Annotated in this window: 35 protein-coding genes; 13 read left to right on the top strand and 22 right to left on the bottom strand. The window is 58.6% G+C overall.

The genetic code is table 11. From position 1 onward, the window contains the following. Nucleotides 1–14: 14 nt before the first annotated feature. From J3A71_RS11295 to J3A71_RS11200, 21 genes are all read right to left on the bottom strand, one after another. Complete coding sequence (locus tag J3A71_RS11295) at nt 15–1313, bottom strand: phage portal protein (RefSeq protein WP_096426471.1); 1299 nt, start codon at nt 1311–1313, stop codon at nt 15–17. A gap of 150 nt (nt 1314–1463) precedes the next feature. Continuing rightward, entirely contained in the window at nt 1464–3143 is a 1680-nt protein-coding gene (locus J3A71_RS11290) for a terminase large subunit (RefSeq protein ID WP_209952851.1), read from the bottom strand. A gap of 3 nt (nt 3144–3146) precedes the next feature. Beyond that, nucleotides 3147–3623 carry a terminase small subunit gene (locus tag J3A71_RS11285; protein WP_027609640.1) on the bottom strand — a complete coding sequence of 159 codons (477 nt, stop codon included), beginning with the start codon at nt 3621–3623 and terminating at the stop codon, nt 3147–3149. A 239-nt stretch (nt 3624–3862) separates the two neighbouring features. Next, entirely contained in the window at nt 3863–4198 is a 336-nt protein-coding gene (locus tag J3A71_RS11280) for an HNH endonuclease signature motif containing protein (protein ID WP_096426474.1), read from the bottom strand. After that, entirely contained in the window at nt 4198–4356 is a 159-nt protein-coding gene (locus J3A71_RS11275; RefSeq protein ID WP_172901748.1) for a hypothetical protein, read from the bottom strand. The genes J3A71_RS11280 and J3A71_RS11275 overlap by 1 nt, the downstream gene beginning before the upstream one ends. A 12-nt stretch (nt 4357–4368) precedes the next feature. Continuing rightward, nucleotides 4369–4593, bottom strand: coding sequence for a hypothetical protein (locus tag J3A71_RS31370; RefSeq protein ID WP_096426475.1), 225 nt, complete (start codon nt 4591–4593; stop codon nt 4369–4371). Next, on the bottom strand, nt 4593–5009 hold the full coding sequence (locus tag J3A71_RS11270; RefSeq protein ID WP_096426476.1) for a hypothetical protein: 417 nt from the start codon (nt 5007–5009) through the stop codon (nt 4593–4595). The genes J3A71_RS31370 and J3A71_RS11270 overlap by 1 nt, the downstream gene beginning before the upstream one ends. 27 nt (nt 5010–5036) lie before the next feature. Continuing rightward, the gene (locus J3A71_RS11265; RefSeq protein ID WP_096426477.1) at nt 5037–5255 is read right to left on the bottom strand and encodes a hypothetical protein; all 219 of its coding nucleotides are present in this window, start codon (nt 5253–5255) and stop codon (nt 5037–5039) included. Beyond that, entirely contained in the window at nt 5252–5443 is a 192-nt protein-coding gene (locus J3A71_RS11260; RefSeq protein ID WP_096426478.1) for a hypothetical protein, read from the bottom strand. The genes J3A71_RS11265 and J3A71_RS11260 overlap by 4 nt, the downstream gene beginning before the upstream one ends. Further along, nucleotides 5440–5769 (bottom strand): hypothetical protein, encoded by a 330-nt coding sequence (locus J3A71_RS11255; RefSeq protein WP_096426479.1) that lies wholly within the window; start codon nt 5767–5769, stop codon nt 5440–5442. Before J3A71_RS11255 ends, J3A71_RS11260 begins: the two co-directional genes overlap by 4 nt. Before the next feature lie 6 nt (nt 5770–5775). Further along, nucleotides 5776–6138: a hypothetical protein gene (locus tag J3A71_RS11250; protein WP_054912146.1), complete on the bottom strand. Its 363-nt coding sequence runs from the start codon at nt 6136–6138 to the stop codon at nt 5776–5778. Then, nucleotides 6138–6335 (bottom strand): hypothetical protein, encoded by a 198-nt coding sequence (locus J3A71_RS11245; protein WP_096426480.1) that lies wholly within the window; start codon nt 6333–6335, stop codon nt 6138–6140. Before J3A71_RS11245 ends, J3A71_RS11250 begins: the two co-directional genes overlap by 1 nt. Nucleotides 6336–6701: 366 nt before the next feature. Next, complete coding sequence (locus tag J3A71_RS11240; protein WP_096426481.1) at nt 6702–7388, bottom strand: hypothetical protein; 687 nt, start codon at nt 7386–7388, stop codon at nt 6702–6704. Between the two features lie 105 nt (nt 7389–7493). After that, nucleotides 7494–7898, bottom strand: coding sequence for a hypothetical protein (locus J3A71_RS11235; RefSeq protein ID WP_157754417.1), 405 nt, complete (start codon nt 7896–7898; stop codon nt 7494–7496). Next, a complete protein-coding gene (locus J3A71_RS11230; protein ID WP_096426483.1) occupies nt 7895–9184 on the bottom strand; it encodes a site-specific integrase in 1290 nt (429 codons plus the stop codon). Before J3A71_RS11230 ends, J3A71_RS11235 begins: the two co-directional genes overlap by 4 nt. Then, nucleotides 9181–9609 (bottom strand): VRR-NUC domain-containing protein, encoded by a 429-nt coding sequence (locus tag J3A71_RS11225; protein WP_096426484.1) that lies wholly within the window; start codon nt 9607–9609, stop codon nt 9181–9183. Before J3A71_RS11225 ends, J3A71_RS11230 begins: the two co-directional genes overlap by 4 nt. Next, nucleotides 9606–9854 carry a hypothetical protein gene (locus J3A71_RS11220; protein ID WP_096426485.1) on the bottom strand — a complete coding sequence of 83 codons (249 nt, stop codon included), beginning with the start codon at nt 9852–9854 and terminating at the stop codon, nt 9606–9608. The genes J3A71_RS11225 and J3A71_RS11220 overlap by 4 nt, the downstream gene beginning before the upstream one ends. Beyond that, complete coding sequence (locus J3A71_RS11215; protein ID WP_096426486.1) at nt 9851–10150, bottom strand: DUF1364 domain-containing protein; 300 nt, start codon at nt 10148–10150, stop codon at nt 9851–9853. Before J3A71_RS11215 ends, J3A71_RS11220 begins: the two co-directional genes overlap by 4 nt. 2 nt (nt 10151–10152) lie before the next feature. Beyond that, nucleotides 10153–10947, bottom strand: coding sequence for an ATP-binding protein (locus J3A71_RS11210; protein ID WP_096426487.1), 795 nt, complete (start codon nt 10945–10947; stop codon nt 10153–10155). Then, nucleotides 10937–11803: a replication protein gene (locus tag J3A71_RS11205; RefSeq protein WP_096426488.1), complete on the bottom strand. Its 867-nt coding sequence runs from the start codon at nt 11801–11803 to the stop codon at nt 10937–10939. Before J3A71_RS11205 ends, J3A71_RS11210 begins: the two co-directional genes overlap by 11 nt. 138 nt (nt 11804–11941) lie before the next feature. Beyond that, the gene (locus J3A71_RS11200; protein WP_096426489.1) at nt 11942–12166 is read right to left on the bottom strand and encodes a helix-turn-helix transcriptional regulator; all 225 of its coding nucleotides are present in this window, start codon (nt 12164–12166) and stop codon (nt 11942–11944) included. A gap of 104 nt (nt 12167–12270) precedes the next feature. Here J3A71_RS11200 and J3A71_RS11195 point away from each other — a divergent pair, with 104 nt between their 5' ends. From J3A71_RS11195 to J3A71_RS11185, 4 genes are all read left to right on the top strand, one after another. Beyond that, nucleotides 12271–13077, top strand: a complete 807-nt coding sequence (locus J3A71_RS11195) for a S24 family peptidase (RefSeq protein ID WP_096426490.1) — start codon at nt 12271–12273, stop codon at nt 13075–13077. Nucleotides 13078–13079: 2 nt separating this feature from the next. Next, nucleotides 13080–13343: a hypothetical protein gene (locus J3A71_RS31365; RefSeq protein ID WP_096426491.1), complete on the top strand. Its 264-nt coding sequence runs from the start codon at nt 13080–13082 to the stop codon at nt 13341–13343. 93 nt (nt 13344–13436) lie between these two features. Further along, the gene (locus J3A71_RS11190; RefSeq protein ID WP_096426492.1) at nt 13437–15437 is read left to right on the top strand and encodes an ATP-binding protein; all 2001 of its coding nucleotides are present in this window, start codon (nt 13437–13439) and stop codon (nt 15435–15437) included. 219 nt (nt 15438–15656) lie between these two features. Beyond that, a complete protein-coding gene (locus tag J3A71_RS11185) occupies nt 15657–16205 on the top strand; it encodes a hypothetical protein (RefSeq protein ID WP_102667662.1) in 549 nt (182 codons plus the stop codon). Nucleotides 16206–16631: 426 nt separating this feature from the next. On the opposite strand, the gene J3A71_RS11180 is transcribed toward J3A71_RS11185, so the two are convergent. Next, the gene (locus J3A71_RS11180) at nt 16632–16958 is read right to left on the bottom strand and encodes a DUF1654 domain-containing protein (RefSeq protein WP_096426495.1); all 327 of its coding nucleotides are present in this window, start codon (nt 16956–16958) and stop codon (nt 16632–16634) included. A gap of 994 nt (nt 16959–17952) precedes the next feature. Between J3A71_RS11180 and J3A71_RS11175 the strand changes: the two genes are divergently transcribed. From J3A71_RS11175 to J3A71_RS31360, 9 genes are all read left to right on the top strand, one after another. Beyond that, on the top strand, nt 17953–18336 hold the full coding sequence (locus J3A71_RS11175; protein WP_096426496.1) for a helix-turn-helix transcriptional regulator: 384 nt from the start codon (nt 17953–17955) through the stop codon (nt 18334–18336). Nucleotides 18337–18353: 17 nt separating this feature from the next. Then, complete coding sequence (locus J3A71_RS11170; protein ID WP_096426497.1) at nt 18354–18686, top strand: hypothetical protein; 333 nt, start codon at nt 18354–18356, stop codon at nt 18684–18686. Then, nucleotides 18683–19180 carry a single-stranded DNA-binding protein gene (locus J3A71_RS11165; RefSeq protein ID WP_096426498.1) on the top strand — a complete coding sequence of 166 codons (498 nt, stop codon included), beginning with the start codon at nt 18683–18685 and terminating at the stop codon, nt 19178–19180. The genes J3A71_RS11170 and J3A71_RS11165 overlap by 4 nt, the downstream gene beginning before the upstream one ends. 2 nt (nt 19181–19182) lie before the next feature. Continuing rightward, nucleotides 19183–19344, top strand: a complete 162-nt coding sequence (locus tag J3A71_RS11160) for a hypothetical protein (RefSeq protein ID WP_172901749.1) — start codon at nt 19183–19185, stop codon at nt 19342–19344. An 88-nt stretch (nt 19345–19432) separates the two neighbouring features. Beyond that, complete coding sequence (locus J3A71_RS11155; protein WP_096426499.1) at nt 19433–19780, top strand: hypothetical protein; 348 nt, start codon at nt 19433–19435, stop codon at nt 19778–19780. A 26-nt stretch (nt 19781–19806) separates the two neighbouring features. Next, on the top strand, nt 19807–20622 hold the full coding sequence (locus tag J3A71_RS11150) for a DUF2303 family protein (protein WP_096426500.1): 816 nt from the start codon (nt 19807–19809) through the stop codon (nt 20620–20622). 502 nt (nt 20623–21124) lie between these two features. Beyond that, the gene (locus J3A71_RS11145; protein WP_096426501.1) at nt 21125–21886 is read left to right on the top strand and encodes a hypothetical protein; all 762 of its coding nucleotides are present in this window, start codon (nt 21125–21127) and stop codon (nt 21884–21886) included. 356 nt (nt 21887–22242) lie between these two features. Continuing rightward, the gene (locus tag J3A71_RS11140; protein ID WP_096426503.1) at nt 22243–24135 is read left to right on the top strand and encodes a DNA cytosine methyltransferase; all 1893 of its coding nucleotides are present in this window, start codon (nt 22243–22245) and stop codon (nt 24133–24135) included. Nucleotides 24136–24156: 21 nt separating this feature from the next. Beyond that, a complete protein-coding gene (locus J3A71_RS31360; RefSeq protein WP_231995275.1) occupies nt 24157–25113 on the top strand; it encodes a hypothetical protein in 957 nt (318 codons plus the stop codon). The last annotated feature ends 21 nt before the right edge of the window (nt 25114–25134 follow it).

Raw genomic sequence — 25134 nt, 5'->3', positions numbered from 1 at the left:
ATTGCTCCCGTGATTTACTTTTCCGGCTGTTGGAGCCAGTTCATCAATGCGGCCCTTGCGGCCTGGCTATCGTTTTGCTTGCCCAGCTGGTCAAGTGGCACCAGGTTGGATTGCACGGTCAGTAGATCGCCACCCGGCATGCTCGGAAGGTTTTCTTTCCGCCGGCCCTCGTTTCGGGTCATGTAGCCGTTCTGCCCCATCGTGCTGAGATAGGCCGCGCGACCAGCGCTGTCCGCACGCAGGAACGCTTCAAGTGAGTACTCTGCGTAGAACTTGATCCGGTCAACAGCCGTCATGCACCACTTGTTTACGCACTGCTCGATAGGCGCCGTGAAGGACATGATGCAGTAGGTGAGAAACGCGATCTGCTGCTGTTCCAGGCCCGTGCCCCAGTTGCTGCCCTTGTCGGTCTTCATCACCATCCAGGGTGGGACGCCGAACCAGCGGCAGATTTCCTCGATGCTGTGTCCTCTCGACTCCAGCAACTGCGCATCAGCAGGGTTGATGCCGATCATTTCCGGCTTCACACCTTGCTCGAGCACGGGACTCTTGCCAGCATTCAACGCCCCGGAGATCGTCTTCACGTACTCACGAAACTCGACGCGCTGGGCTGGATTCAGCGTCTTGTCTACCGAAAATGCGACCGTCGGCATCATGCCGTTCCGGAAGGTGCTGTTGGCGGCGTCGTCAGCAGACATCGCAGAACCGAAAACATCTGCACCGTACCGAATAGCAGAAAGGCCGACTCGGCCGTCCAGGGTGAAGGCTGGGATGTGCAGCATGTCCTGCCGCTGGATCTCTCGACGGGCTCCCTTTCGGGGCCTGAAGAAATACCTGAGCCGTCCATCGTCATCGAACTCAAGGTCGACTCTCGACGGCATCAGGAAGTCCAAGGCGATGACGCGCCCAGCAGAGCGATGGATCTCGCAGTAGGCGTTGCCCCACAACAGCATCGAGGCGACGACTGCCTGCCAGAAATGGAAGGCAGCCATGTCTTCGTTGGGGCTGTTGTGCACAACGTCGTACAGCGGGAAATCGCGGGCGCTCTCTCGACTACCATCGGGCATCCGCCGGTAGATGCTCAACGGCAAGCCAGCTACCGAAGTCGAGATAATCCGAACGCATGCCCACACGGTGGACAATCGCATGGCCTTATCGACGCTGACTGACTTACCACTACTGGACTGGGCTCCGTTGAAAGCACTCCAGAAACCTCCATCCGACAGCTTGATGGTCTTGCCCAGCCATTCACTCATACTGGCTGAAGGCTTGGTGGCAGCAGCCCCCAATGCCTGGGATAGGGTTTTAATCACTGACAAGCCCTCTGCGGATGAAGCCGGCGATGCAGAAGAAGCTCAGCGATCCAGCCAGCAAGGCCCAGCCGGTACCAGCCAGCATCCAGACCCCGCCGCATGCCAAGCAAAAAGCGACTACTGCGCAGGCGATGAAAATATGAAATGCGTTCATGCGATCAGTGGATCCCGAATGCCTGCCATGAAATTGTCCATCCCGCCCCTGCCCTCTGGATTAAGGCTCAGCAGCGAAACGGCGTTGAATGTAGCCATCAGCGGGTCAATCTTTGCGGTGCCCGATGCTTGCTTGGTTATCAAGAAGGCGTTAGCCGAAGGCACTCCCTTGGCATTTCCGCAGGACCAGGCCATGAGCGGCTGACCACAATGGAGCAGCGAACCCTCGGCAAGCTTGCGTTCCGTCGTTTTGATTGCGCCGGTGAGTTTCCAGCCTTGAGAGATGCCCACGATCTTGTCTTCCTCGACGCCGGCATCCGCAAGCGCGTCGAGCACTGCGCCGATGCCGGCCGGGTCGAGGCCAACTTTGTCGAGTAGTCCGGTGCCATTGACGCGAGCTACGATGGCCGCAAATTGCTCAACGTCATCACCGATGCGTTCCACAATGGTGATGTCGCCAGCCTTTTCTAGGTCCCTCAAGCGTGGTGCTTCTGACTTGCGGCGCTCCAGAACCGAAGGGTGGGCCCAGGCGTGAGCCCAGTGGAACCACTTGCGAGTTCCCGCCTCCCGGCCCATCACGGCAAGACCGAGCAAGTCATCAAGCCCGCCGCCGTCACCGCCAACATCAATGACCTCGCATCGCGTGAGGATTTCTTCGAGGCTGAGCCACGCTGCAGCCTGCGCCTCCCAAAATTCCGCCCCGACCCACGCGTCGGACATCAGCGCCAGGCCGATCTCGATGTTGAGGTGCTTGGCCAGGAACCCACGTAATTCAGCCTCACCGTCCAGCTCAGCCTGCATAAACAGCCGCTCAAGCGTAGGCCGGTCAACGGAGTAGTCGATGTTCGGATTGACCACGTGGAAGTTCTCAGGCTTCCGCGCCTCGCCGCTCTTGATCATCTCTTGAGAGAACTCATAGATGATCGGCAGGAAGCGGTTGTCGTCGATCCGGCCATCACGCACGCCGCGTGCATAGTTGAGCTTGGAGCGGAACACACCCGCCGGCGGCTCATTCGACTGGGTCGTCAGCCAGATGATGAAGCCTTCGGGTCGCGACAGCAGACCGCCAGTGGCCTCGCGGATCATGTCAGCGGCTTTCGGGTTTTTGCCGAATAGCCAAGCTTCGTCGATGAGGACACCGACGGCTTTCTTGCCGCCCACCACATCGCTATCCGCAGCCACCACCTTCAAGGTGGCACCGGTCTCGCGATGGGTGATCAACCGCAGGTGCGGCTGAACATGCAGCAACGCTTTCAGCTCGTCGTCATTGTTGACCATGTCTTTGGCCGGGATGAACGAGTTGTCGGCAATCTCCTTGGTCGGCGCCAGGATGATGAACTCAGCCGAAAGACGCCAGTTGCGGATCAGTGCGGTCAGCATGATCCCTGCAGCGATCGTAGATTTACTGTTTTTCTTCGGGATGCAGAGCATCACTTCGCGGATCAGACGCTCGCCAGTCTCGCTGTTGTAGCTGCCGAAGATGGCCCCGGCGAACGCCAAGACCCAGGGTGCGCAGGCAGCCTCAATGGTGGGGCTGCCCGGGGCATCGACGATCTTCAGCCCCTTGAACACATCAAGGCCGGCTTCAGCCTCGTCTGGAAACAGCGGCTCGGGGATGATTGATTCGCCCGCAGCAAGGCACCTCCACCAATCCGGGCAGGCTGTTGTCCATTGCATAGGTCAGTTCTTCACTACGGAGAGAGGCGGCTTGCCCTGGGAGTACTTGCCTTTACCGACCTGCTTGGCGGCCTCGGCCTTCTGCTCTTTCTTGCCCTGGTCGGCGACCTTGCCGTGCACATAAGGCATTAACGTCTTGGCCGCTTCCAGCCGCATGCGCATGTCGGCGCCTTCTGCGTTCATCAGCTCAGTGAGAAAGGCTCGCGGGTCGTCGGTCTCGGTTAACGACAGCTCATCGGCGTGCTGCTCCTGAGGTTGTTCGGCTTTAACTTTTCGAGAGGGTTTAACCTCAGAACTGGAGGCCTGCTTTTGCTTCAAGCGGCGCCCGACTTCGGCAAGGACATCGGGGTCCTTCGCAAGCTTGGAGCCCGCTTGCGACGCGGTCTTCTCCGAATATCCTGCGGCGATCGCCGCCTCGCGATTTGTGGCACCCGACAGCAAAGCGTCAACAAACCGCCGCTTCTTGTCGGTTAAAGCCATAGTTAACTTTTCCTGAAACGGGAAAAAATGTGTACGTGGGGTCGGAGGCGGTCTAGCTAGATGAGAATCCTTAGCTTTTGACCCCCCTACCCCTTTTTGATGAGAATTCGTCTCATTAGTGGCGACTCGGACGCTTCAGCGGCCCTTTCGAGGGCCGGTCGCACCAATCCGGGACGAAATGCGGATTTCTACAGCCCTCTTCATCCAATTTTTCTTATAAAAATAAGATTTTTATAGCGCTATAAGATTCCAGCCGCTTCCTCAGACTGCTTGACAGAGTCGTGGCAGAGCTTGCAGAGGCTCTGCCAGTTGGTCTGATCCCAGAAGAGAACCATGTCACCGCGGTGCGCCACGATGTGGTCAACCACCTTTGCGGCAGAAGTTCGGCCGTCCCGCTCGCAAAACACGCAGAGCGGGTGCTCATTGAGGTAATGCTCTCGCGCCTTCTGCCATCGGTAGTCGTAGCCACGCTGGGAGCTGGTCATGCCGCTACGCCAGCTACCAGGCGTGACCACCTTGACCCGCGAACTTGCGCTCTCCTTGATGCGCGCCCCCAAAGTCTTGAGCCTTCCCATCAGCGCAACTCGACCTTAATGCCGCGCTCTATCCATCGAGAGACGCGACCCATGTCCGGCTCACGGCCGGTGATACGGGACACGACGAGAACGCCGGCCATGTAGTACTTCAACCACCAGCTATGGCGGTAGACGATCGTGACATACACCTTGTCCATGACCGGTGCTCCTCATCTCTTGTACCAAGTCAGCTGGTAGCGCCGCGCATCAGGCGGCACCTCAGCAATAGGCCAGCGCAGGCACTGCATGTGCTTGCGCTCAGGCTTGGCGCGGCTTACTCGAAGCGTCTGCACCAAGTATGCAGACCCGGCTGCGGTGCTGATGAAGTCGCCAACCGCTATGCCATCAGCGCCGTCAATGTATAGCTTGCAGGGAGTGTATGGCGCCTTAGCCATCACCCTGGCCGAACGGCGTCAAGCTGGATGCTAAGCAGCTGATTCAAATGGCTATTTAGTTTCTCACTGAGAAACCGATGGCCTGTACGCTGAGCGTCGGTAAAGTTGCTCTCAGATAGGAATATCGCCTGGTCGTTTAGCAGGCCCACCACATCCCGAATTGCGGACTCCAGGGGGTTTAGACCGGAGCAAACTAACTCGGCCGGCGCAACTTCTGGATGATCAACTTCCGCAGCTTTGCGAGAAGGATGGAACATCAACCGGCCGCCCATATACCGGTCCGGCCGAAGAACAAGATCCCCGGAATTAAGCAGTGGCTCCAGCAGCAGCATGGCTCGGCGAGCATCCTCGCTGAACTCCACTGCGCGGCCGCGCCAGTCGCGGCTAACAATGTGGTCGTTATTTTGTTGGCTCATGGCGCCCTCCTCTCGATTTGTGAATCACTACTCATCTGCAAGACGGACATAGGAACCGTCGCAATTGAACTCAACGAGGATCCGAATAACCTCTCCGGCCTCCTGAATGATCTGAACCTTTGACTGGCCTGCTAGAACCTCACCACTGAAGGCGTCATGAAGGCACAGATATGGGCCATCGCGCTTCACGATCAGGGGCCGGGACGACAACAGGTACTTAAGCTTCGATTGAGCTGCGCTCTTCATCGCGCCTCCTTGATCTGCCGCACAATGTCATCAGCACGATCACGCACCTCAAGCACCTGGCCGTCAAACGTACGGACGATTGCGCAGATGCCGTGCCATTGGCTGCTGGACCCCGCTTCAGTAACCGAAGCGATGGCAGCTGGGGCCAAGTGAATCGCGTTGCGGTTGATGCCGGTAAGCTGGATCATGGCCAAGCCTCCGATTGGGTGCGGCTCAGAGCCTCGTCAGCCTTGTCTACCGCCTGGGTTGCAGTGGTTGCCGCCCTGGATGCCTTGGTTGCGGCGCTCTCGGCCTTGATTGTCAGTTCGGCCAAGCGCTTGTCGCGCTCAGCCATCGCTGCGTCATAGGCATCCCGGATCTGCTTCACCTGATTGGCCTGGATGGTGGTCATCGCCCAGTAGGCGGACTGCCAACCCAGTGCTGCTCCACCAGCAACCAGAAGCACAGCGATGAACCAGACCTCAGCCCTTCGCCACCAGCGTCGGGCAATGAATTGCAGCGCGCACGTGTCCATCACGATTTACCTCCGGGCTTCCCGCAAGCGAGCAATCTCTTCGCTTTGCGCGGTGACTTGCTTGGTGAGTTGGCCGACCTGGCCGGTCAGCGCCTCGATCTTGCCTTCCAGGCGTCCGACGGTCGCGGCGAGGTCATTTCGCTCCTTGGCGAACTGATCAGCTCTGGCCTCGGCAAGCTTGCGCGCCTCGCGCTCGGAGTCGAGCAGCTCATTCAGTCTGCGCACAGTGCCGATGTCGGCAGTATCCATGGCGCGATCAGCTGCATCTTTGGACAGGAAGCGGCGCACCCAAAGCAGTGCACCCGTTACAACGATGCCACTACCGCCCAGCCAGGTGGCTGTGCCTGGGCCGAGATCGGTCGGATCCATCAGTTGCTCCATTTGGGTTGGTTAGTGCAGCCCTTGGCGCGGCGCTTGTACCGCAGCAGCTTGCGAAGGTGGGTGGTCCGAGAGGGCCGGACCTTCGAATCCTCTTGGGGCTCCATACGGGTAAGCAGGTAATGCGTCTCGTCGATCAAGTTCGAGAGATACACATGGCGCCGGTAGTACTCTCGAATGACGTTCACGCTGGCCGCTCCAGAAACGAAAAAGGCCCGCCGCCATGGCGAGCCTTCAGATAGATCAGCCCCAACAGCACTCCCAGCTCGGAGCGATGGGCGTGGTGGAGCCGAAAACGAAAAAGGCCCACCAGATCGGCGAGCCTTGTAGTTGGTGCAGATGGCCGGTGCGTACCCGGCTGACTCCCTCTCGTACTATTTCAGCGGGCCTATTGGGATCGAGCTCCGTAATCTGCCATTCAGCCATGGCATTCATCTGCATAAACGAAAAAGCCCAGCGCAATGGCCGGGCTTTGTGTGCCACTCCTCAGCAACGCGCAGGAATGACAGGATGGGGATAATTTCGCTCAGTCGCTCACTGATGTCAACAGGCAATCATGCGGCCTCTTTCATCAGCAACCCTTCAGCCTCCAGAATCACCTTCACGTCAGCAAGGGCATCATCGACCAGGCCGTCGAGCTTCTCGTTGATTTCAGCCCTCCAACGGCGGCGTGTTGACTCTGGCGTGGCGTCGAGGTCCCAAGTGTTCATGTCGTAGAAGCTATCCGGCAGGATGATCACACCCTCTAGCAGCGCCTCGATGCGCTTCTTCTCAGCCTGTCCTGCTGCAACCGCAGCATTGACGGTTGCGTCACGACGCCATGCGGAGGCATCCAAAGGAATCTCAACCGACACGGACCGCGGCGGCTTGCGTCGAGCCCCTTTGAGCTTCGGGATCGCCCAGGCCGTGACCGCCTTGTAGATGAACAACTGCGATGCGGGGCTGGCAATGCGAGGACGCACCAGGGTGATGGCCTGGACCTTTTTCGCCTTGTTCGTGCTGTACTTCGCCACCAATGCATCCCAGTGCTGCGGCTTGAGCATGTGGTGAAGTCGCGCAGACACCCAAAAGTCGATCTGGGCTTGGTCGAAGCCTCCCGAACCGACGGCCAGCGACGCCAAGCATCCACCCTCTTCCTCTGCCGCTTTGTACAGCTTCTGCCAGGCCTGGGCCTTCGCTGATCCCTTCTCGCCCGCTGCCAAAGCGGCAACCACTGCACCTGATGCGCTGCTGTAGATCATGTCCTTCCCCCTAATTCCCGGTGTAGTTGCTGCCCCCGGCGCCGGCCGGTTGCCTTCCTGATACTGCGAACCCGGGCCGCTTGAACGACGGCCCGCGGTCATTTCTCACTGCAGCGCCTCCAGCAGTGCGCCCATGGAGTGGTAAACGCCTTTTGCCCCTTCCGGCTCGTAATCGGCCCGTACCCGGTATCGGGCATCGGCAGCCATGGCCACCACGAGCACCGGGAGGCCTCCGGCAAGCTCCAAAGTCAGCGACTCAATGTCTGCCGGGTTAACTGCCAGCCGTGTACGAGGAAGGATCAGCACCAAGCTGGAGCACCTGAGCAGATCCTTGTGCACGGTTGAAACGTGATCCCAGCTGCCGGCCTCCTCGAAGACGTCACCGTTGCGCATCCGCACCTCGAGGACTGGCGAGTAATTCACAGTGAAGATGAAGACCGCGCTTATCTGCTCGATGAACTCCTTGGTTGCCATGCCTGGGAGGTAGGGCTGTCGTGCCGGATTTCTCATTTCGAATCCTCGCTTATGGTTGATTCCGAAATGTCGGCGCAGCCCGCGCCCTGCAAGGCCTCGGCGGAGTTACCTGAATACACGGATCTAAAGTGGGTCAAGCCGCGAATCATGGTGAAGCCTTTATGATCAAGGTGTGCATGCCACTTCTCCAGCGCCTCGCGCTTGCGGGCCATCATGTCGGACTGGATGTACACCTTCACGTTGTGCCCCATGGCATGGTTGACCAGCAGTTCGCCCACCAGGTGGTCAACGCCCAGGTCAGCCCAGCAAGTGCGAGCCAGCTTGCGCAGGTCGTGGCTGGTCCACTCGCCTTCACTGATGGCTTCGAACACCGTCCACGCTTGAACCTCTCCCAGCGGCTTGCCCTTCCTGCCCGGGAACAGGAACTGGCCGTCATAATCCTCGCTGCGCTGAATCTCGCGATAGGCCATAAGCACGGCGCATACCGGGGCGGTCAGTGGCAGGCGATGTTGGACGCGGGTTTTGGTGTGCTCGGCCGGAATGAACCACTCCCGCTCAGCCAGGCTGATATGGCTCCATCGAGCCATGCGGGTCTCGGCCAGACGCGTTCCATGGAACAGCATCATCAACGCCAGCACGCCATGTTGCGGGTTTTGGGCTAGCGTGCTGAGCAGGCGCGCTACCAGCTGCTCCAGGTGCACACCCCGCAGTCGGGATGGTTTGACTGTGACCTTGGCCTTGGAGAAGTCCCCGAAGCGGATACCTGCCATAGGGTTGGTACTGATCTTTTCGAGCTTGAAGGCCTGGCGGAAAGCCAGAGCCAGGAGCTGATACACCAGGCGCACGTAGTCGATCGACAGCGACTCCTGCAGCGGCCACATCAACTCTCGGTCGAGCAGCGCCTTGTCGATCTGAGCCAGCGGCGTTTCGCCCAGGCGCGGCATCAGGTGCTGTTTGATCGCCGACGCCGCCGTGCTCTTGCGCTTGGCCGAGAGGTTGCGGTCACGGGACATGCGCTCCGCGAACCAGGCCAGCAGCTCACCAGTCAGCACCCAGCTCGACAGGCTCGAACCCTCCCCGGCCTCCAAGCGCAGGCGGATATCCGGAAGCGCAGCGGCCACCTTGGCAGCGCTCAGATCCGGGTATGAGCCGATCAAGTTCCACTTGCCCTTGTGGATCAGGTACCAAGACCCGCGCTCGCGGGAGCGGTGGAACCGGAAGTACAGGCCGTGGTTGCCCAAGGCGCGCAGGTCACGCACCTGGCCGGCGGCCTGCCGGCGGATCTCTGCATCGCTGATTTTCACAGCGGCGGTATTGGTCATGCTGCAACCTCCGTTTTTGGCAGAAGCAGGTAGGCCCGCAGCTGCTCCATGGCGTCGAAGTGCCCTCGGCACACGATGGCGAGATAGCCCTGATCATTCAGGCGCCGGATACACGCCTGTTGACTGGGCGAGACGGGCGCCGGGTCAACCGTCGCCTTGAATTCGATGTACATGCCGAAGTAGCCGCCCCGAGCCATCGGCAGGACCAGATCAGGTATACCGGCCTTAACGCCCTGGTCTTTCAGCTTTTCAGCAACCTTCTTGTACCGGTGGCCGCCGTTCGGTACGTGGTAGATCAACTCGAAAACGTCCGGGTAGCGCAGCGCGATTTCTTCCATCAGCGCGGCCTGTTCTGGGCCTTCCCGGTCTACGGGCTTCGACCGAGGCTTCTTGGCCCTCACCGGCTTCATGATCGCCGGCTTCACTGTTCAGCCCTCCCAAGCTGGGATTGGATCTTCGCCAGGGCTTCAGGGGAGACGAACGCCCGGCCGCCCAGCATGATCATCGTGTCGCAAGCGACTTCCTTCGCACGCTGGCGGTAACGAAGGGCCGGAGCGTTCTTCCAGTGGCTCCACTTCCGTTCTGTCTGCCAGCGAATGGTCTTCGTCTTGGGCAGGTGCTCGCTGACATAGATCGGAATGCCGCTGAACACCATGGCTGGGCTGATCATGCGGCCACCTTCCCTTCGCTCACGAGGATGTCGAGCATTCGCACCACGCCTTCCAGGTGCATCAACCGCAGCTCTTCGTGGCTGAAAGTGGTCTTCCTGCGCGAATCGACAGCGTCATGGCAGGCGCTGCAAGACCAGGCGGCCTGCAGGTCGTTCGGTTTGATACCCAAGCCGCAGGTGCCCGCCAGGCGGTAGTGCGCCAAGACGGTGGTCTCTGGGTTGCCGTTGCACACGCCCGGAATTCGCACCTGGCACTCGCGGCCGCGGGCGGCCTTGGTCAATTTGGTCTGCCGCATCTTCACAGATCCTCCTTGCCGCGCTGCGACTCCCAAGTGAACGGCAACACGATCACCCCACCCTCGCGGAGTCGATCGGCAGAGCGCTCACCCATCGCCGCGGGCAGTTCCTTAACGCCCAAGTTGGAGATCACGATGGTCGGCAGCATCTTCTCGTAGCGGCCATTGATGATCGAAAACAGGCGGCTCAGCTCGAATTCGCTGGGGGTCTCTCTGCTCGCCCCAACCTCGTCCAGCACAAGAAGCGTTGGCTTGATCAGACCATCGAGAATGCTGCCCTCGGATTGGCCGGAGCTTCCGTCGAAAGTCGCGCGGATGGACTGCAGGATGCCACCAAGGGTGCGGTACACCGCTGTGTGGCCGGTTGAAGCCATGACCGCCTGGGCAATGGAGACGCCGAGGTGAGTCTTACCAGTGCCGGGATTGCCGACCAGGATCATGCATCGCCCAGCCTCCAGGTTCTGCTCAAACTCTTCGGCGTACAGGTGGCAGCGGGCCTTGGCCTTGATCTGACCGGGGTTGTTGGCCTGGTAGGCCGCGAACGTCTTGCCCTTGAAACGCTTCGGGATCAAGGCGTCACCAAGCTTCCAGGCCAGCTCATGGCGCTCACGCTCGACCGCCAGCGCAGTTTCCTTCTCCGTTTGCAGCCGCTTGCACTCTGGGCATGGCGACCGAAATGTGCGGCTAAGGACATGGGTAACGGTCGCCAGATACTCGCCGTGATCCTCGCACATAGCCATCGAAGTGGATTGCGGCGTAGCCATGCTGGACAAATGAACAACCTTCTCAGAACGCATAGGAACCATCCTCACGAGGGATCAAGCCGTCGGTGTAATCGCGGCCAGCGAAGCCGTGGTGGTTAGATTTGGCAGGGGGAGCCTTGCGGCGGTTGTCGTTCACACGGTTGATCACCCAGTCGGCCTTGAATCCCTGCCAGCCGGCGGATAGGGCCTCGGTGATAGCGGTAACCGCCGTGATCCCAGCCTCAGCGCACTTGCCCAACTCGTCGTTCACGGTCGCCCATACTGTTTCGCTGACAGCGGCGCGCTTGGCTTTGCGCAGAGCAAGCCAGTCGACCAGGAGCTGCCTCGGGATCTGATGCGGGTTGTCGGCCATCAGTTGGGTCAGGCCGAATGGCGTCTTGCGGTCAGGTTTTGGCTCAGGATCGAGATCGCCCCCGACAGCCCCTATGGGGGGGCATGAAACATCTTCCGAAGGAAGATTTTCATAGGGGGTTTCTTTCTTAGAATAAAGAAGGGAGTCGGAGGTTTTGGTCTGTTTCGACTCCGAGCCGATTCGGACCACTTCAGCCGAGTCGGCTGTTTTGGTCTGTTTCGGATCAACGTAGATCCAGTCTTTTGGATCATTCACGCCGATGTCACCCCGGGCTCCACCCTCACGGAATAGGACGCGACGACGCAGCAGGCTGGAAACCGCCTTGGACACGGTGTCTGGGTGAGCGTGGATAGCTTTCGCGATGTCGGTAGCCGGGATGCGTTGAGCGCCCGCGCCGAAGTTGATGGTGGCCTTGGCCACGTACAGCACAATCTTCATCTCCCGAGCAGGGAGATCGATAGCCAGCAGGCCATCCATGAGCTGGTTGTCCATACGGGTGAACCCCCTGGACTTGTCAAGTGGGACGATGTTTGTCATGCTTAAACCCGTTGAAATGCTGTAGAGAAAGCCGCCCTGCCAGGCGGTTTTTTTTCGTCTGCGATTCCTGTACTGGACGGATTCACAGTTACTTCAGATATCTACTGGCCCAATGCCAGATAGGGGATGATTCAGCTATCAGGCGGCTTCGGGATTTCGAGCCGCTGGCGGAAAGGCATCGTCAAGGCTGCACTTGGCGCCTAAGCCGTTCAGCGCAGCGACAATCTTTCGAGCCGCATCCAAGCCGACGCACCGTCGACCCGCCTCGTAATTGGCCAGGCGCGACTGGTTCCAGCTGAGCTCCCGGCAAAGACGGGCTTGGCTTATCCCCGCCGCTACCCGGATCTTGCGAACGTTGTTCATTCGGGGTTCCTCAATGACTAGCACTCAGGATAAACACGCATCGTGTTAATATCAATCACAATAAGTGAAAGCCGAGTATTTCATTTCGTGATGAAATCCCGCGCATGAATGAATCACTGAGCCAGCGCATTAAGCGCTTGAGAAAAGCGACGGGAATGTCCCAGGCCCAGCTGGCAGATGCTTGCGGCTGGAAATCGCAGTCACGCGTCGGAAACTATGAAGCCGGTACGCGAGAGCCAACGCTGGCGGATATTGCCGCTATGGCAGCCGCCCTTGGAGTCGACCAATCCGAGCTGCTCCTGAACTCTGCGGCAGTGACCGAGGTATCGGCGCCCGCCCGGAGCACGACTGATCTTGTCAGGCAGATGCTCGCAAAGAGCGGCAAAGGCATTCCGGAAGAGGCCCGTCAGCGCCTCCTTGCTGCGGCTGAAGAGCCGAGCGCCAGCCGTGTCGTCGCGGCTGACTTTGTTCGCCCTGGCCTCGTGGGCGATGAGGTGTGGATTGCTCACTACGACGTGCGCGGAGCGATGGGCGATGGTGAAGTAGCTCACGACTTCCCTGAAATGCTGCAGGACATCCGCGTCAGCCCTACTCACCTGCGAGAGATGGGGGTCGAGTTCAAGGAGCATTTCCATCTGAAGCTCATAACAGGTGTCGGTCAGTCCATGGCGCCGACCATCAAAAGCCGCGACCCGCTGGTCGTTGACATCAGCATCCGTGAATTCGTGGGCGACGGGATCTATTACTTCTCACACCAAGGTCATCAGTACATCAAGCGCCTGCAGAAGAAAGGGCGCGACTATTTCAAGATGATCTCTGACAACACGAATCATCCACCTGAAGACATTCGGGTTGATGAGACCTATATCCAGGCCCGGGTGTTGCTGGTTTGGAATGCCCATCTGGTGTAGCCATGACCCTAACCAAATCCAATCAAGACCTACGGCGCGATCTTCAGGGCCTAGCCTCAGACCTCAAATGGTCAGCGGTCGAACTGATGCGGATTGCCGAACGACTGAGCCAGGCCGGAAACGAGCATGACGCGCAGGCAGTGATCAGAATCTGCCAAGTGATGCAGGCTGGCGAGGATCGCTTGGCGGGGTATGGGGAAGAGGTGAAGGTGGGGCGGATTTCGTGTATGAAAAGTGACCCCGCAAGCTATGGGGGCTGCGGATAGGGCATGGTGTATATTGTGGCGGCACTGGCATGCCGCCCTCAATGAATACATCATAAATCAATAAATAATTAAGTTTTTACTGAGCGCATAACAATGGATGGATCCACAGGGTTTGTTCCAAGGGAGTTTTCTGGTACAACCAAAATCACTGACAGAGGCATACGAAATCACTTTAGCAAGTCAGTATCCCCTTGGAGGCCCCTGGCTGAGCTAATTTGGAACGGGTTCGATGCGAAAGCTAAACATGTGACCGTCAACATTGATACAAACAATCTTGGCGGTGTTGAGTCCATCACTGTTCTAGATGATGGTCACGGAATTGATGTCGACGGTAGCGACTCTAGCTTCTTTAACTTCCGTGACTCTAAAAAAAAGAGATCACATGACGTTCATGGTGAAAAAGGTATCGGGCGCCTATATTTTCATAAAATATGCAACCGCGCTGATTGGTACACAAAATCTTCCGGGATAGATGCAAAACTTACTGTTCATAGCGCCGCACTGGACAAGGTTGAAGCCTCCACAATTCCGTCAGGCAGCCAACATGCATTACTTTCAAATTTAGTCTCGGGAACTTGCGTAGAGCTGACTAGATTCTCTGAGCCATACCTTAGTCACGAAAATATTGTCAAATGCCTGTCTCTTGAATTTGGCTGGTACTTAGCAATTAACCCTAGCAAAACCATAACTTTGAATGGAGAAAAGATCCTACCTCCAGATCATAGATCAGCAACAATCTCACTAAACATTGATGGTCAGCTTTTTGAGGTAAAGCTGATTCATTGGGCAGACAAGCCTACTTCGGGAAAGTCATACATTTACTACACCTCCTCCAAAGACAAAGTCGTAGACTACGCCCTCAGTAGCCTCAACCAAAAACCGGGTTATCACACAACTCTCGCAGCACGCTCAGCTTGGTTTGACGCATCCGAAGTCGATAATGATAGCCTAAACCTGTCGTTTGACACATTGACACAGACCAAGATATGGAAATCCCTGCAAAAGCAAATTAGTGACTTCGGTCAAGAACACTATAAGAAATTTCTTGTTAGCAAAGCCGACGAGCAGCTAGAACAACTCGAGATAGATGGCGAGCTGCCCAGCTTTGAAGGTGCAAGCAAAGGATATGCAGAATGGCGATTAGGCCACCTCAAAAATATACTTCGAGTCATTCTAATATCCGACCCAAAAGTATTTAAAGACAGTAATAAAAAACAGAGAAAACTTGTAATAAGATTATTGGACAGGCTCGCCATCTCCAATGAGAATGATGCCATATTCGAGGTTCTCGAAAGCGTACTCGATTTGGATGACTCCTCTATGCGCGTTTTCTCTGATCAAATTAGAACAGCGAAACTGAACAACATCGTTAGCACCATCGAAAAACTTCAGCGCCGTGAAGACGCTATATCTAGAATTTCTGAAATCATGCTACACCACTACAAGGACGTTCTTGAAACCCCTGACCTACAGGGTGTAATTGAGGCGAACACGTGGCTCTTTGGAAGCCAATACGAAACCATTGGCGCAGAAGAGACTACCTTTACTAAAATTGCTCAGAATTTACGAGATAAAGTAAAAGGAATCGACCACGTCTCCGAAGATGATGTTGAAGATGGTGCAACTGTAGCCGGAGCAAATCGACAAACAGATCTTTTTCTGGTTAGGCGCAGCATGCAGCATGACTCAATAAACAATCAGCCTTATTTCAAATGTGTGATCATTGAAATCAAGCGCCCCAGCATTGCGCTCAATAAAAACCACCTGCGACAAATTGATGATTACGCCGGAATATTGGCTAAGCATCCGAGCTACCAGGGGATTCAAACCAGATACGAAATAATCCTGCTCGGCCGTAAAATCTCGGCAGTTGATTACGACATTGGAGAAAGACTTGAGCAGCTAGCAGACAGAAACGACCCCGGACTGGTTGGAGCTGGTTTAATCAAAAAGTATGTGAAGACGTGGCAGTCCATCGTCGAAGAGTTTCGTTTGTCGAATCATTATTTACTCAACACACTCCAGAGTCAGCGCGATGTGTTAGAGGAGTCCAAGGTTGAGTTGCTCACCAATCTGCAAGCTGGTGCCCACTGATTCTTGTGCTTAACCCAGCATCAGGATTGTTGTTTCTGCCCTGACCGTCTTGGCGGGCTTTTTCATGCCTTCACGCTTTTTTCACGCCCTACCCTGCACAGTTACGGCGCTCCTTGTGAGACTCCCTTAGCCCGCCCTCCCCAGCGGGCTTTTCTTTGCATGCGTGATGGCTGATGGCCAGAGTGGTAGGATGGCAGCTCAAGTCACAGGGAGGTCGCCATGCTTCGCAACATCCATACGTTTCTTCTTGCTGCCGTCGCCGTCGCTTGTGCCGCCGGACCTCAAGTTGCGCAGGCCGGATCGGACCTAATAGGTAAACGCGTCCAGAACAACTATGACGTGACCCTGTACCTGGATCCCGAGAAAGGCTTGGCCTATGCGTTGAAAGACCCCAAGTTTCAGCGCTATCACATTAGGCCGCGCAAGATGAAAATCAGCTATGCGATGGATAAGGTCGAAGCGTCACCCATATCAACGCCGGCCGAGCCTGTGGTTGTGGAAATGGCTGCGATGCATGAGCGCAAGCTGGCCGAGATGAACCTGAGCGAAGAAGATCAGTGCTACGAGGCTTTTACCGCCGTGCTCGGCCGGCTGGTTTTCTCGGCCGCCTCAGCCAAAAATCTTCAAGACGAAGAGTATTTCCATCTTGCGAACGTCATCACACTCGATGATGAAAAGGTGCCAGGCGCCCCTGGAGTGATCACCTGCAAGATTCCCGATCACGGTTCAATCTTCATGTATGCAAGAGCACAGATCAGCACCGACTAACCCTCAGCGCTGAGGTTCGGCCTTTCACGCTTTTTTCACGCCCGACCCTGCATTGTGACGGCTCATCCGCTTCCCTACGTTTAGCCCGCATAGCAGTGCGGGCTTCTCTTTGCTTGATGCTCGCGCCGGATTATACAGACCACTGGATCAAAGCCCTGTTGGCCGTACGAACCATCTCGAGCCACTCGCCGTGCGATACCTGACGGCGATGCTCCAGGTTCGCAGCCTCAAGCGGCGCCCGATCGTACGCAGCTTCATCGAGAACGGGCCTACGCATGTGCCGGGACAGCCATGTGATAAATGCTGCAGAGCGGGTTTGGGTGCTATTCATTGAGCTGCTCCTCCGTGGAAGGAGGGATTCTACAACACAAGATAATACAAATCATTATCATTTGTGGATCCTCCCGCTCGCCTTGCCCTGCGCAGTTAGAACGGCGCCTCTTCCTCCGCCTTCTCATCCTCCCAATCACGCTCCACGACCAAGTCGTCCCGATCTTCAGCGCTCTGCGCCTCCCACCGCACCGTCACGCTCTCGTCGTCATTGAACGTCAGGTCCAGCTCAGGCGTTTCAGCCAGCAGCCCCATCACCTCCTCCCACTCCATGTCTCCATCCGTGTCCAGGCGATGAATCGTCACCCAACGCTGCGACTGCGCAATCGGGTGATTGATCATCGACGAGACCCGCAGCCCGAGCCGCTCTACCCCGGTCATCTCTTGGCGTCCTTGTTGTGCCGTCTTCTTCTGCTTGGACATAAGCCATCCCCTTTACTGTATATCCATCCAGTTATTTCGATGAGCATACATCACACCTCGTGAAACGTGAACCCGCCTCATAGGAAAAATCCTCAACACACCATCAGGAAAAATAAATCACATATTGTGTTGACATAAAAAACACGCTGCGTGATATTTGCATCAACGCGCAGTCACTCACCAAGGACTGCAGAGGTCCTCACCGGCCGCCGCTCTTTACACAACCAGACGTGACCACCTCGACGCACCCAGGCCATCACCTGGGTCGGGACAAGCTAAGTCGTCGACCACGCAGCCTCTGGATAGCTGCCGGACTCCCCCATGGGAGGACGCCAAACCATGCGAGCCACCTGATGCGTAGCCAGTTGCTGCAGCAGGCAGAGGTGGGGAAACCCGGCGACGAGCATGGCGCGGACCAAACAACCATAGGAGGAACGCCATCATGAAGTAGTAAGCGAAACGCCTAACCCAGCCATGGGAAATGGCAGCCTAACCGGACGCTACAGAGCCGGTCGCTGGCAGGCCGAGAGAATAGTCGCCCGGAGCGCGCTGGTTGCCACCAGCCCCGATAGCCAGCCGTGAGTGCTGCACAGCGACGGTCGTTGGCAACGACGCCGGACACGTAACCGGCCCGATCTACCTGGTCCCCATCACCAGGTTGCATCGGTGTGTGATCTGAGTGCGCAGGCTGATGCGCAAGGAAAGACCCAACGGGCTTTGCACGACCTGCCTAACACGCTGCTCGTGCATCGACAGTCCGCAGGGCTACTCATCTACCACTGCCCTTTGATGCGGCAAGCCGGAAGAAAGCAGCACCGGCCAGATCACACACCCATGCACCCATTAAGGCTCACCATCGTGCGCTTTACAGCCCCTAACACTCACCACCATCAACCTTAAAACGACTGCATTGGTCGTGACGTTCGCCCTCCTCTGGTCCGGGAGGTAAGCGGCAGCGAGCGTCACGACCAATGCAGCCCACCGAGGACCAGTCATGGAAACGATCACTTGCGGCTCATGGATTGGCCAGCTCGGCAAGGCACTGGCTCCCCGTGAGCTGGAAGCCCTGCTGTGGGTTGCCGAAGGACTCACGACGAAGGAGGTCGCCCGAAAGATGGCGGTCAGCCCTGGAACCGCAGCGAACCGCATCAAGATTGTGCTGTTCAAGCTCGAAGCCGGTCGCCGGATCGAGGCGGTGAACAAAGCATGGAGGGCCAACATCATCAGCCCCCTCTGCATCTTGCTGGTTGGCCTCATGACCATGCACGCAGCCATAAACGACGGAGACCCGATGCGCCGCGACCGACGCGCGCCGGAGCGCCGCACCGCCCAAGTTCGAATCGTTCGCAAGGCCGAAGCCTTGGAACTCCATGCCTGACCAACAAGGACCAACCCATGAACGCAGCCATCCGCAATAGCCGTGTGCAATACGCCCAGGTGCAGCAGCAGGCCGAAGCCGCAGCCGCCGAGTTCCGCAGCAACTCCCGGTTCTTCGTCCAGCAGGGCGAGAACAACAGTTGGGCCATCGTGGGCGCCGACGACAACCGCTTGTATGGCCTGCGCCGTCGGCACGTTGATGCGGTGACATACGCCGAAAGCCTCGAGCGCGCGGTAAACGCAAAGTCGGTACCGGTGCTGAAGGTCAGCCCGCCTGATGACGCCCGCACCCGCTGGGCGGCCTTGTGGGCGCTGGTGCTGATCGTCATGGCCGGAGCGTTTTCGTCATGAGCCGCGGGGTAAACAAGGTGTTCCTGGTCGGCACCTGTGGCCAGGACCCGGAAGTGCGCTACCTGCCGAACGGCAACGCCGTTACCAACCTGAGCCTGGCCACCAGCGAGCAATGGACTGACAAGCAGTCGGGGCAGAAGGTCGAGCGCACCGAATGGCACCGCGTGGTGCTGTTCGGCAAGGTCGCGGAGATCGCCGGCGAATACCTGCGCAAGGGCTCGCAGTGCTACATCGAAGGCAAGCTGCAAACTCGCGAGTGGGAGAAGGACGGCATCAAGCGCTACACCACTGAGGTGCACGTCGACATGCGCGGAACGATGCAGCTGCTCGGCAGCCGGCCGCAGGGTCAGCAGCCCGGGCAAGTGCCAGATCGGCAGCCGCAGCAGCGCCGGCCACCGCCTCAGCAGCAAAACCAGCAGGCCGCGCCGCCGGATCACGACAGCTTTGACGACGACATCCCGTTCGCCCCGCTCCACTACCTCGCCGGTGCGTAGAGATGAAGCGCCGGCAGCGTGTTCATCCACCCGCGTACTACCTCGGCCACGCCTGCCGCGACAACAGCCAGTCACGCGATGCCCAGCCATACGGCTGGATGACAGTGAACTGCGGCTGGTGGCTTGCCGGCTGGCATGACCGAGACATGGAGCTTTCCGCTTGAAACGCATCACCGCGCGCGTCCGCCACGGCCGGCGCCAGCAGCACATCAATCTGCCGCCCAGCGGCATCGTTCACCAGGAGACGCAGCAATGTCCAAGCCCACTGATACCACAGAGTTTCTGCAGGAACTCAACGGCGGCGCCTTCGCCAGCCAAATCGGTCACGCCCTCTCGGAAGTAGCCGCGGGGGTTGTCGACCACGGCAAGGCCGGCAAGCTCACCATCACCCTGGACTTCAGCCAGATCGGCGACTCCCACCAGGTAAAGATCAAGCACAAGCTCGACTACAAAGTGCCAACCAAGCGCGGGACGCGTAGCGAGAACACCAGCCTCGACACGCCGATGTACGTCGGCACCGGCGGGAACATCTCCCTTTTCCCCGAAAAGCATGACCAGCTCTTCAACCGGGACGAAGCACCAGTACACCCACGCTCCTAACTCACAGCACCTACAAGGAATAGCGCATGTCCCTCAGCAAAGAAGCTCTCGAACTGATCCAGGAAAACACCATTGCCGCAGTAGGCCGCGATCTGCCGGCCTTGGGCCCGGTGGTCGTCGTGCCGCAAAACTTCAACGTGGTTGATCTCGAGCGTTATCAGGAAGGCCGCAACCGCTTCCGTGGCACCTACTCCACCCACTCGCTGGCTGACTACAGCGCCTACGTTGTTGAGCGCTCCGCCCCAGCAGCCCGCGGCTTCATCGACCAGGACAACATGAGCTGCATCGTGCTGTTCAACATCGGCACCGCCGAAGAGCCGGGCCATGCCGATGACCGCGCCGTGCTCCGCCTGAAGGCTTCTGCTGCGTTCGCCGCCGTTCAGGCGGTGTGCGGCCAGAGCCTGGTGCAGAAGGCCATGAGCGACTGGATCGAAGACTGGAACCAGCACCTGTCGGCGACCGATGAGAATGGCCAGACCATGACCATCGCCAAAGCGATCGCCGCAGTTCGCACTATCACCGTGAAGGCCTCGTCGGAAAGCGATCACGCAGTCGGCGAGACCCGCGCCAGCCGCAGCACCATGGACCAGATTGAGGCCAGCAGCAAAGAGACCCTGCCGGCTTGGCTGGACTTCAAGGTAATTCCGTTTGAAGGCTTGGCCGAGCAAGTGATCCGCCTGCGCGTTTCGGTCATCACCGGCGGCGCGCAACCAGTGCTCAAACTGCGCTGGATCGGCGAAGAGGCCCAGCGCGAAGCCATCGCCCAAGATTTCAAGGCCGTGCTCGACGCCAAGGTCGGTAACGCCGCGAAGCTGTCCCTGGGTACCTTCGACGCTAAGTGACAAGAGCCAGCGCCACCGCCTGCAAGTAACACCTGTGGCGCTGGGTTCAACCGGAAGAGCATGCTGATGATTCAGCAAGATCCGGGGGACGAGGTTGTCGCCCCAGATTGAAATTGGTGGGAGCGGGAGGAGTTTAACCCCCTGCGGAACTGTCCGGCAGCTGCACTACTCTCCTCACCCTTCGCAATTTGGATATCGATCGCTCCCAGCGCCGCCCCGCCCCACCCAAATCCTGCTGTCATAACCATCAACGCCGCTCCTAGGTCAATATGGTTGATAAGGGGTTCACCACCAAGTAATGGAGTTCCCACCAATGTCACTAGGCCCGATGCGACAGACAAACCGCTGAAGAGCTTGTGTTTCATGCGAGCTGTTAGTCCGTGCTCTTTGAGCATCACTGCAAAGCGATGTCGTAATTAGCGGCGATATTACGCGGCCACCATTTCTTATTCAACTCGCACCGCATCCGGCCACGGAGGGCGGCGCATGCATGGAGAAAGCCATGAACGACGAACAACGCCACCAAGAATGGATCGCCCAGCGTAAAGCCGAAGAGGCCAAGCGCCGCGAGCGTGCCGCCGAGTGCTTGAAGGACCACGAATACACCGTCCTGGCTGACACCGATCAGCTGAAGGCATGGCGCTGCAAAGCCCCGCGCACCACCTGCTACGCCTTCGACATCCTGATCACCCGCTTCGGCATCGCCACTGTCGGCGACATCGACGGCCTGACCTTCAACGTAGGTCTCTCATACGGAATCGAGTTCCTGGCCGGGGACGACATCGGCTACTACATCCATTCGAAGCTCGAAGAGCATTGCCGTGAGCGCGAGTTCGATGAGGAAGCTTTCCGCGCAGCACTGGTAACCGGCGTCTGCAGCCAGATCTGTGAAAACACCCATGACGACGAGCTGTACGCCGCCCTGCCCGAGTGGATGCGCAACGACGGCGGATGCCACGAGGCTGGTCGCTGGGACGAGCTCCGGAAGTTGGTTAAAGAGCATCTCGCAGCCATTGAATATGGCGGGGATGGCCGCGACTTCTGGGACTCGCTGAATGACCGCCTGAGCGAGGCCGACGATATCAGCTACGTCGAGCAAGCCAGCATGTTCATGAGCGAGCACCACGAGGAGCTGGGCCTGGGCTGTGACTACTGGGAGATCACCATCGATAAGCCTCGTGACAGCCTGATCAATCGGCTGTACCTGATCAACCACGCCGCGAAGGCGATCATCGCTCAGCAGGCCGAAGCGAAAGCTGCCTGACCCTCCGGCGCTACCCGCGAGGCTCAGTCGACTGAGCGAGCGTCAACACAAGATGCCACGCATTCGACGATCGCCGTGAAGCTACCAGTGAAGCTGTGCCGCAGCTCTCGCGGCATGTCGTATGAGAAGTGGATCAGCCAGGAACCGTCGCCCAATAGCACAGCCTCCCGACGGTACTTATCAACCTGATCCTCATCAATTCCGAGAACTGCTGCGACTTCCTGGTTTGTTGGCTCGCGGTCCATCGGGGATTCAACTCGCTGGTCTGGAATCACACTAATAGACCAAACGACATCAAATTGCCACTAATAAACGCCTCCCCGGCGAGGGCGGCGCCTGCACGCAAGGACCACAACATGACCTGTATGACCTCCCTCGCCCTGCCCTTCGAAAAGGAGCTGGTTGTCGATCTCTTCGCCGGCGGCGGCGGCGCCAGCAGCGGCATTGCCGAGGCGTACCGCGAACCGGATGTGGCGGTGAACCACAACCCAATCGCCCTGGCTGTGCACCGCGCCAACCACCAGCAGACCGAGCACTACGTTGCAGACGTTTTCGAAGTCGACCCGGTCCTAGCTACCAAAGGTCAGCCGGTCGGCATCTTGTGGGCATCGCCGGACTGCCGGCACCACAGCAAGGCCAAAGGCGGGAAGCCACGCGACCGTAAAATTCGCGGCCTGGCATGGGTAATCATCCGTTGGGCATACCAGACGCGCCCGCGACTGATCTTCCTCGAAAACGTGGAGGAGTTTGCCGACTGGGGGCCGCTCGACGATGAGGGTAAGCCGGTCAAAGCCGAAAAGGGCCGGACATTCCAAGCGTTCGTGAACGTCCTGGGCAAGGGGATTCCAGAGGATCACCCAGACCTGCCTGAGATCTTGGCCGAGATCGGCGACCACGTACCCAAGGAAGCACTGGTGCGAGGCCTTCGCTACAACTTCGAGCACCAGGTGCGCGTCGCAGCCGACCAAGGCGCGCCTACGATTCGCAAGCGCTTGTACGGCATCGCCCGGCGCGACGGCAAGCCAATCGTCTGGCCCGCGCCGACGCATCACAGGACCCCCGGCAAGGGTCAGCAGGCCTGGCGATCCGCCGCCGAGTGCATTGACTGGGAGCTGCAGGGCCGCACGATCTTCCGCGACGATGCTCTGGTGGAGAACACCATGAACCGGATCGCCAAAGGCCTGTGGCGCCACACCCTGGCCTGCAACGATCCGTTCATAGTCCCGCTACGCGGAACCTCGAAGTCGCACACCAGCACCCACAGCGTCGCTGAGCCGGCCTCGACCATCAGCGGTGGCGGTACCCATCACGCCCTAGTACAGCCGACGATGGCGATGGCTGGATGCCTTACTGAGCATGCGAATGGGTCGAACCAGCGCACCTTTGACACTCTTGAGCCACTACGAACCCAAGTCGCTCAAGTCAAGGGAGGGCACTTTGCGCTGGTCGGCGCACATCTGACGCACCTGACGCACCATGGAAATCGATCAGGCTACCCTGCCACGGACCCGGCCATGACGGTGACAGGCGCGAATCGCGGCGAGCAGGCGCTGGTTTCTGCCTCCCTAGTGACGTTACGCAAGGGCTGCGTGGGTAGTGCCGCAAGCGGCCCTCTCAGTTGCATAACGCAGAACAGCGGTCACCACGCTATTGCGTCCGCCCACCTGGAGCAGGCCAATGGTGGCTTCTATAAGGGCGACGGCCGCGCAGCTGACGATCCGTTTTCGACCGTCCTGGGCAAAGGCTCAAACCAGCGCCTGGTCACTGCCTACATGGTGAAGTACTACGGCGCCGAGAAGGACGGGATCTCACTTCGTGAGCCGGTCCACACGATCCCGTCGAAGGATCGCATGGCTGTGGTCGAAGTCGTCCAGTTGCACAGCCACACGCTGACAGATGAGCAACTGGCCGGTGCCCGCAAGTGTGCGGAGTTCCTCCGCAAATACCTGCCGCAGCACTTCACCGAGCACGCCGATATCGTCATGGTCGGCGACTACGTGCTGATCGACATTACCCTGCGCATGCTGCAGCCGCACGAGTTGAAACGCGCCCAAGGCTTCCGACCCGACTACATCATCGACCGAGGCCTGTTCCTCGATGAAGTGACCGGCCAGCTGTACTGGAAAGCCATCAGCAAGACTGACCAGGTGAAGCTGCTGGGCAACAGCGTCTGCAAGGACGAAGCTCGGGCCCTTGTCGCGGCCAACGCAGCCGACCTCATCGAACTCTACCAGCGCCTGGCGGCCTGACGCCGCCAGCAGGAGACACCCATGCCCACAGAAAACCGATCCAGCAACATTGAGCAGCATGACCATATCGAGGGGATCATCGATATGGTCAGCGTGCCCGAAGGCTACATGCTGGTAGAGCGCAGCATCTGGACTGAAAAGCAGGTCGACGCTGCTACAGCGTGCATCACTCGCCTGAAGGGCGTTCCTGCCATGACTGACCGCGCCCTAGCCATGGCAGCGATTGATGCTGCCCAGTGCACTGCGCCGGATATCGCTCTCACCGACCTACTGCCAATCCCGCAGCCCCACGCCGAGCCCATAGCGTGGATGGTTGGTACTGCCTTCTGGTGGACCAAAGAAGAGGCGGAGCGGGATGCTGCGGCGACTGGAAAGCGAGTGGTTCCGTTCGGACCGATGACAGTCACCTGCAGTCCAGACGAGCAGCACCAGGTCGAGCCGGTGGCGCTCCCCGAAAATCTGCCTGGATGCAAAGTAATTGCTGCTGGTTGGAACCAGTGCCTGGACGTAATCGCCAAACTTGGCCCGCTCTACCCCCGCCCAGCGCAAACAGAGGCCGGGAGAGATAATTCCCCTGCTGACATCGACTGGAATCATGTCACCGAGCTGGAAGCCGAGAACTACGCCATGGGCGCCCAGCTGGCCGAGCGGGATGCGCTGCTGCGCGAACTGCTGGCCGATGATGTTCCGCTGCGGTTGGCTTCCAAGATCGAGACAGCCCTATCCGCCAGCGCAGAGCCGAGGGCGCCGATAGCCTGGCACGTCGGCGGGAACGGCTACGACCGGATCTGCTTCGAGGAGCCCACCGACCTACCGGGCCATCCATGCATCCAGCCCCTCCACGACCAGCGCCAACTGATCGAACTCCTCAAGCGCTACGACCTGCGCGACGAAGACGTGCCGCCAGATGAGCGAGCCCACGGCATACCGGGCACTTCCTTCCAGCGCCTGAATGCACTCGCCAACCAGGGCGAATGACTACAGGAGCACATTTGTACT

The organism is Pseudomonas sp. PvP089 (assembly GCF_017875165.1).
Classification (GTDB): domain Bacteria; phylum Pseudomonadota; class Gammaproteobacteria; order Pseudomonadales; family Pseudomonadaceae; genus Aquipseudomonas; species Aquipseudomonas fortuita.
This window is presented reverse-complemented; position numbering and strand designations above follow the sequence as displayed.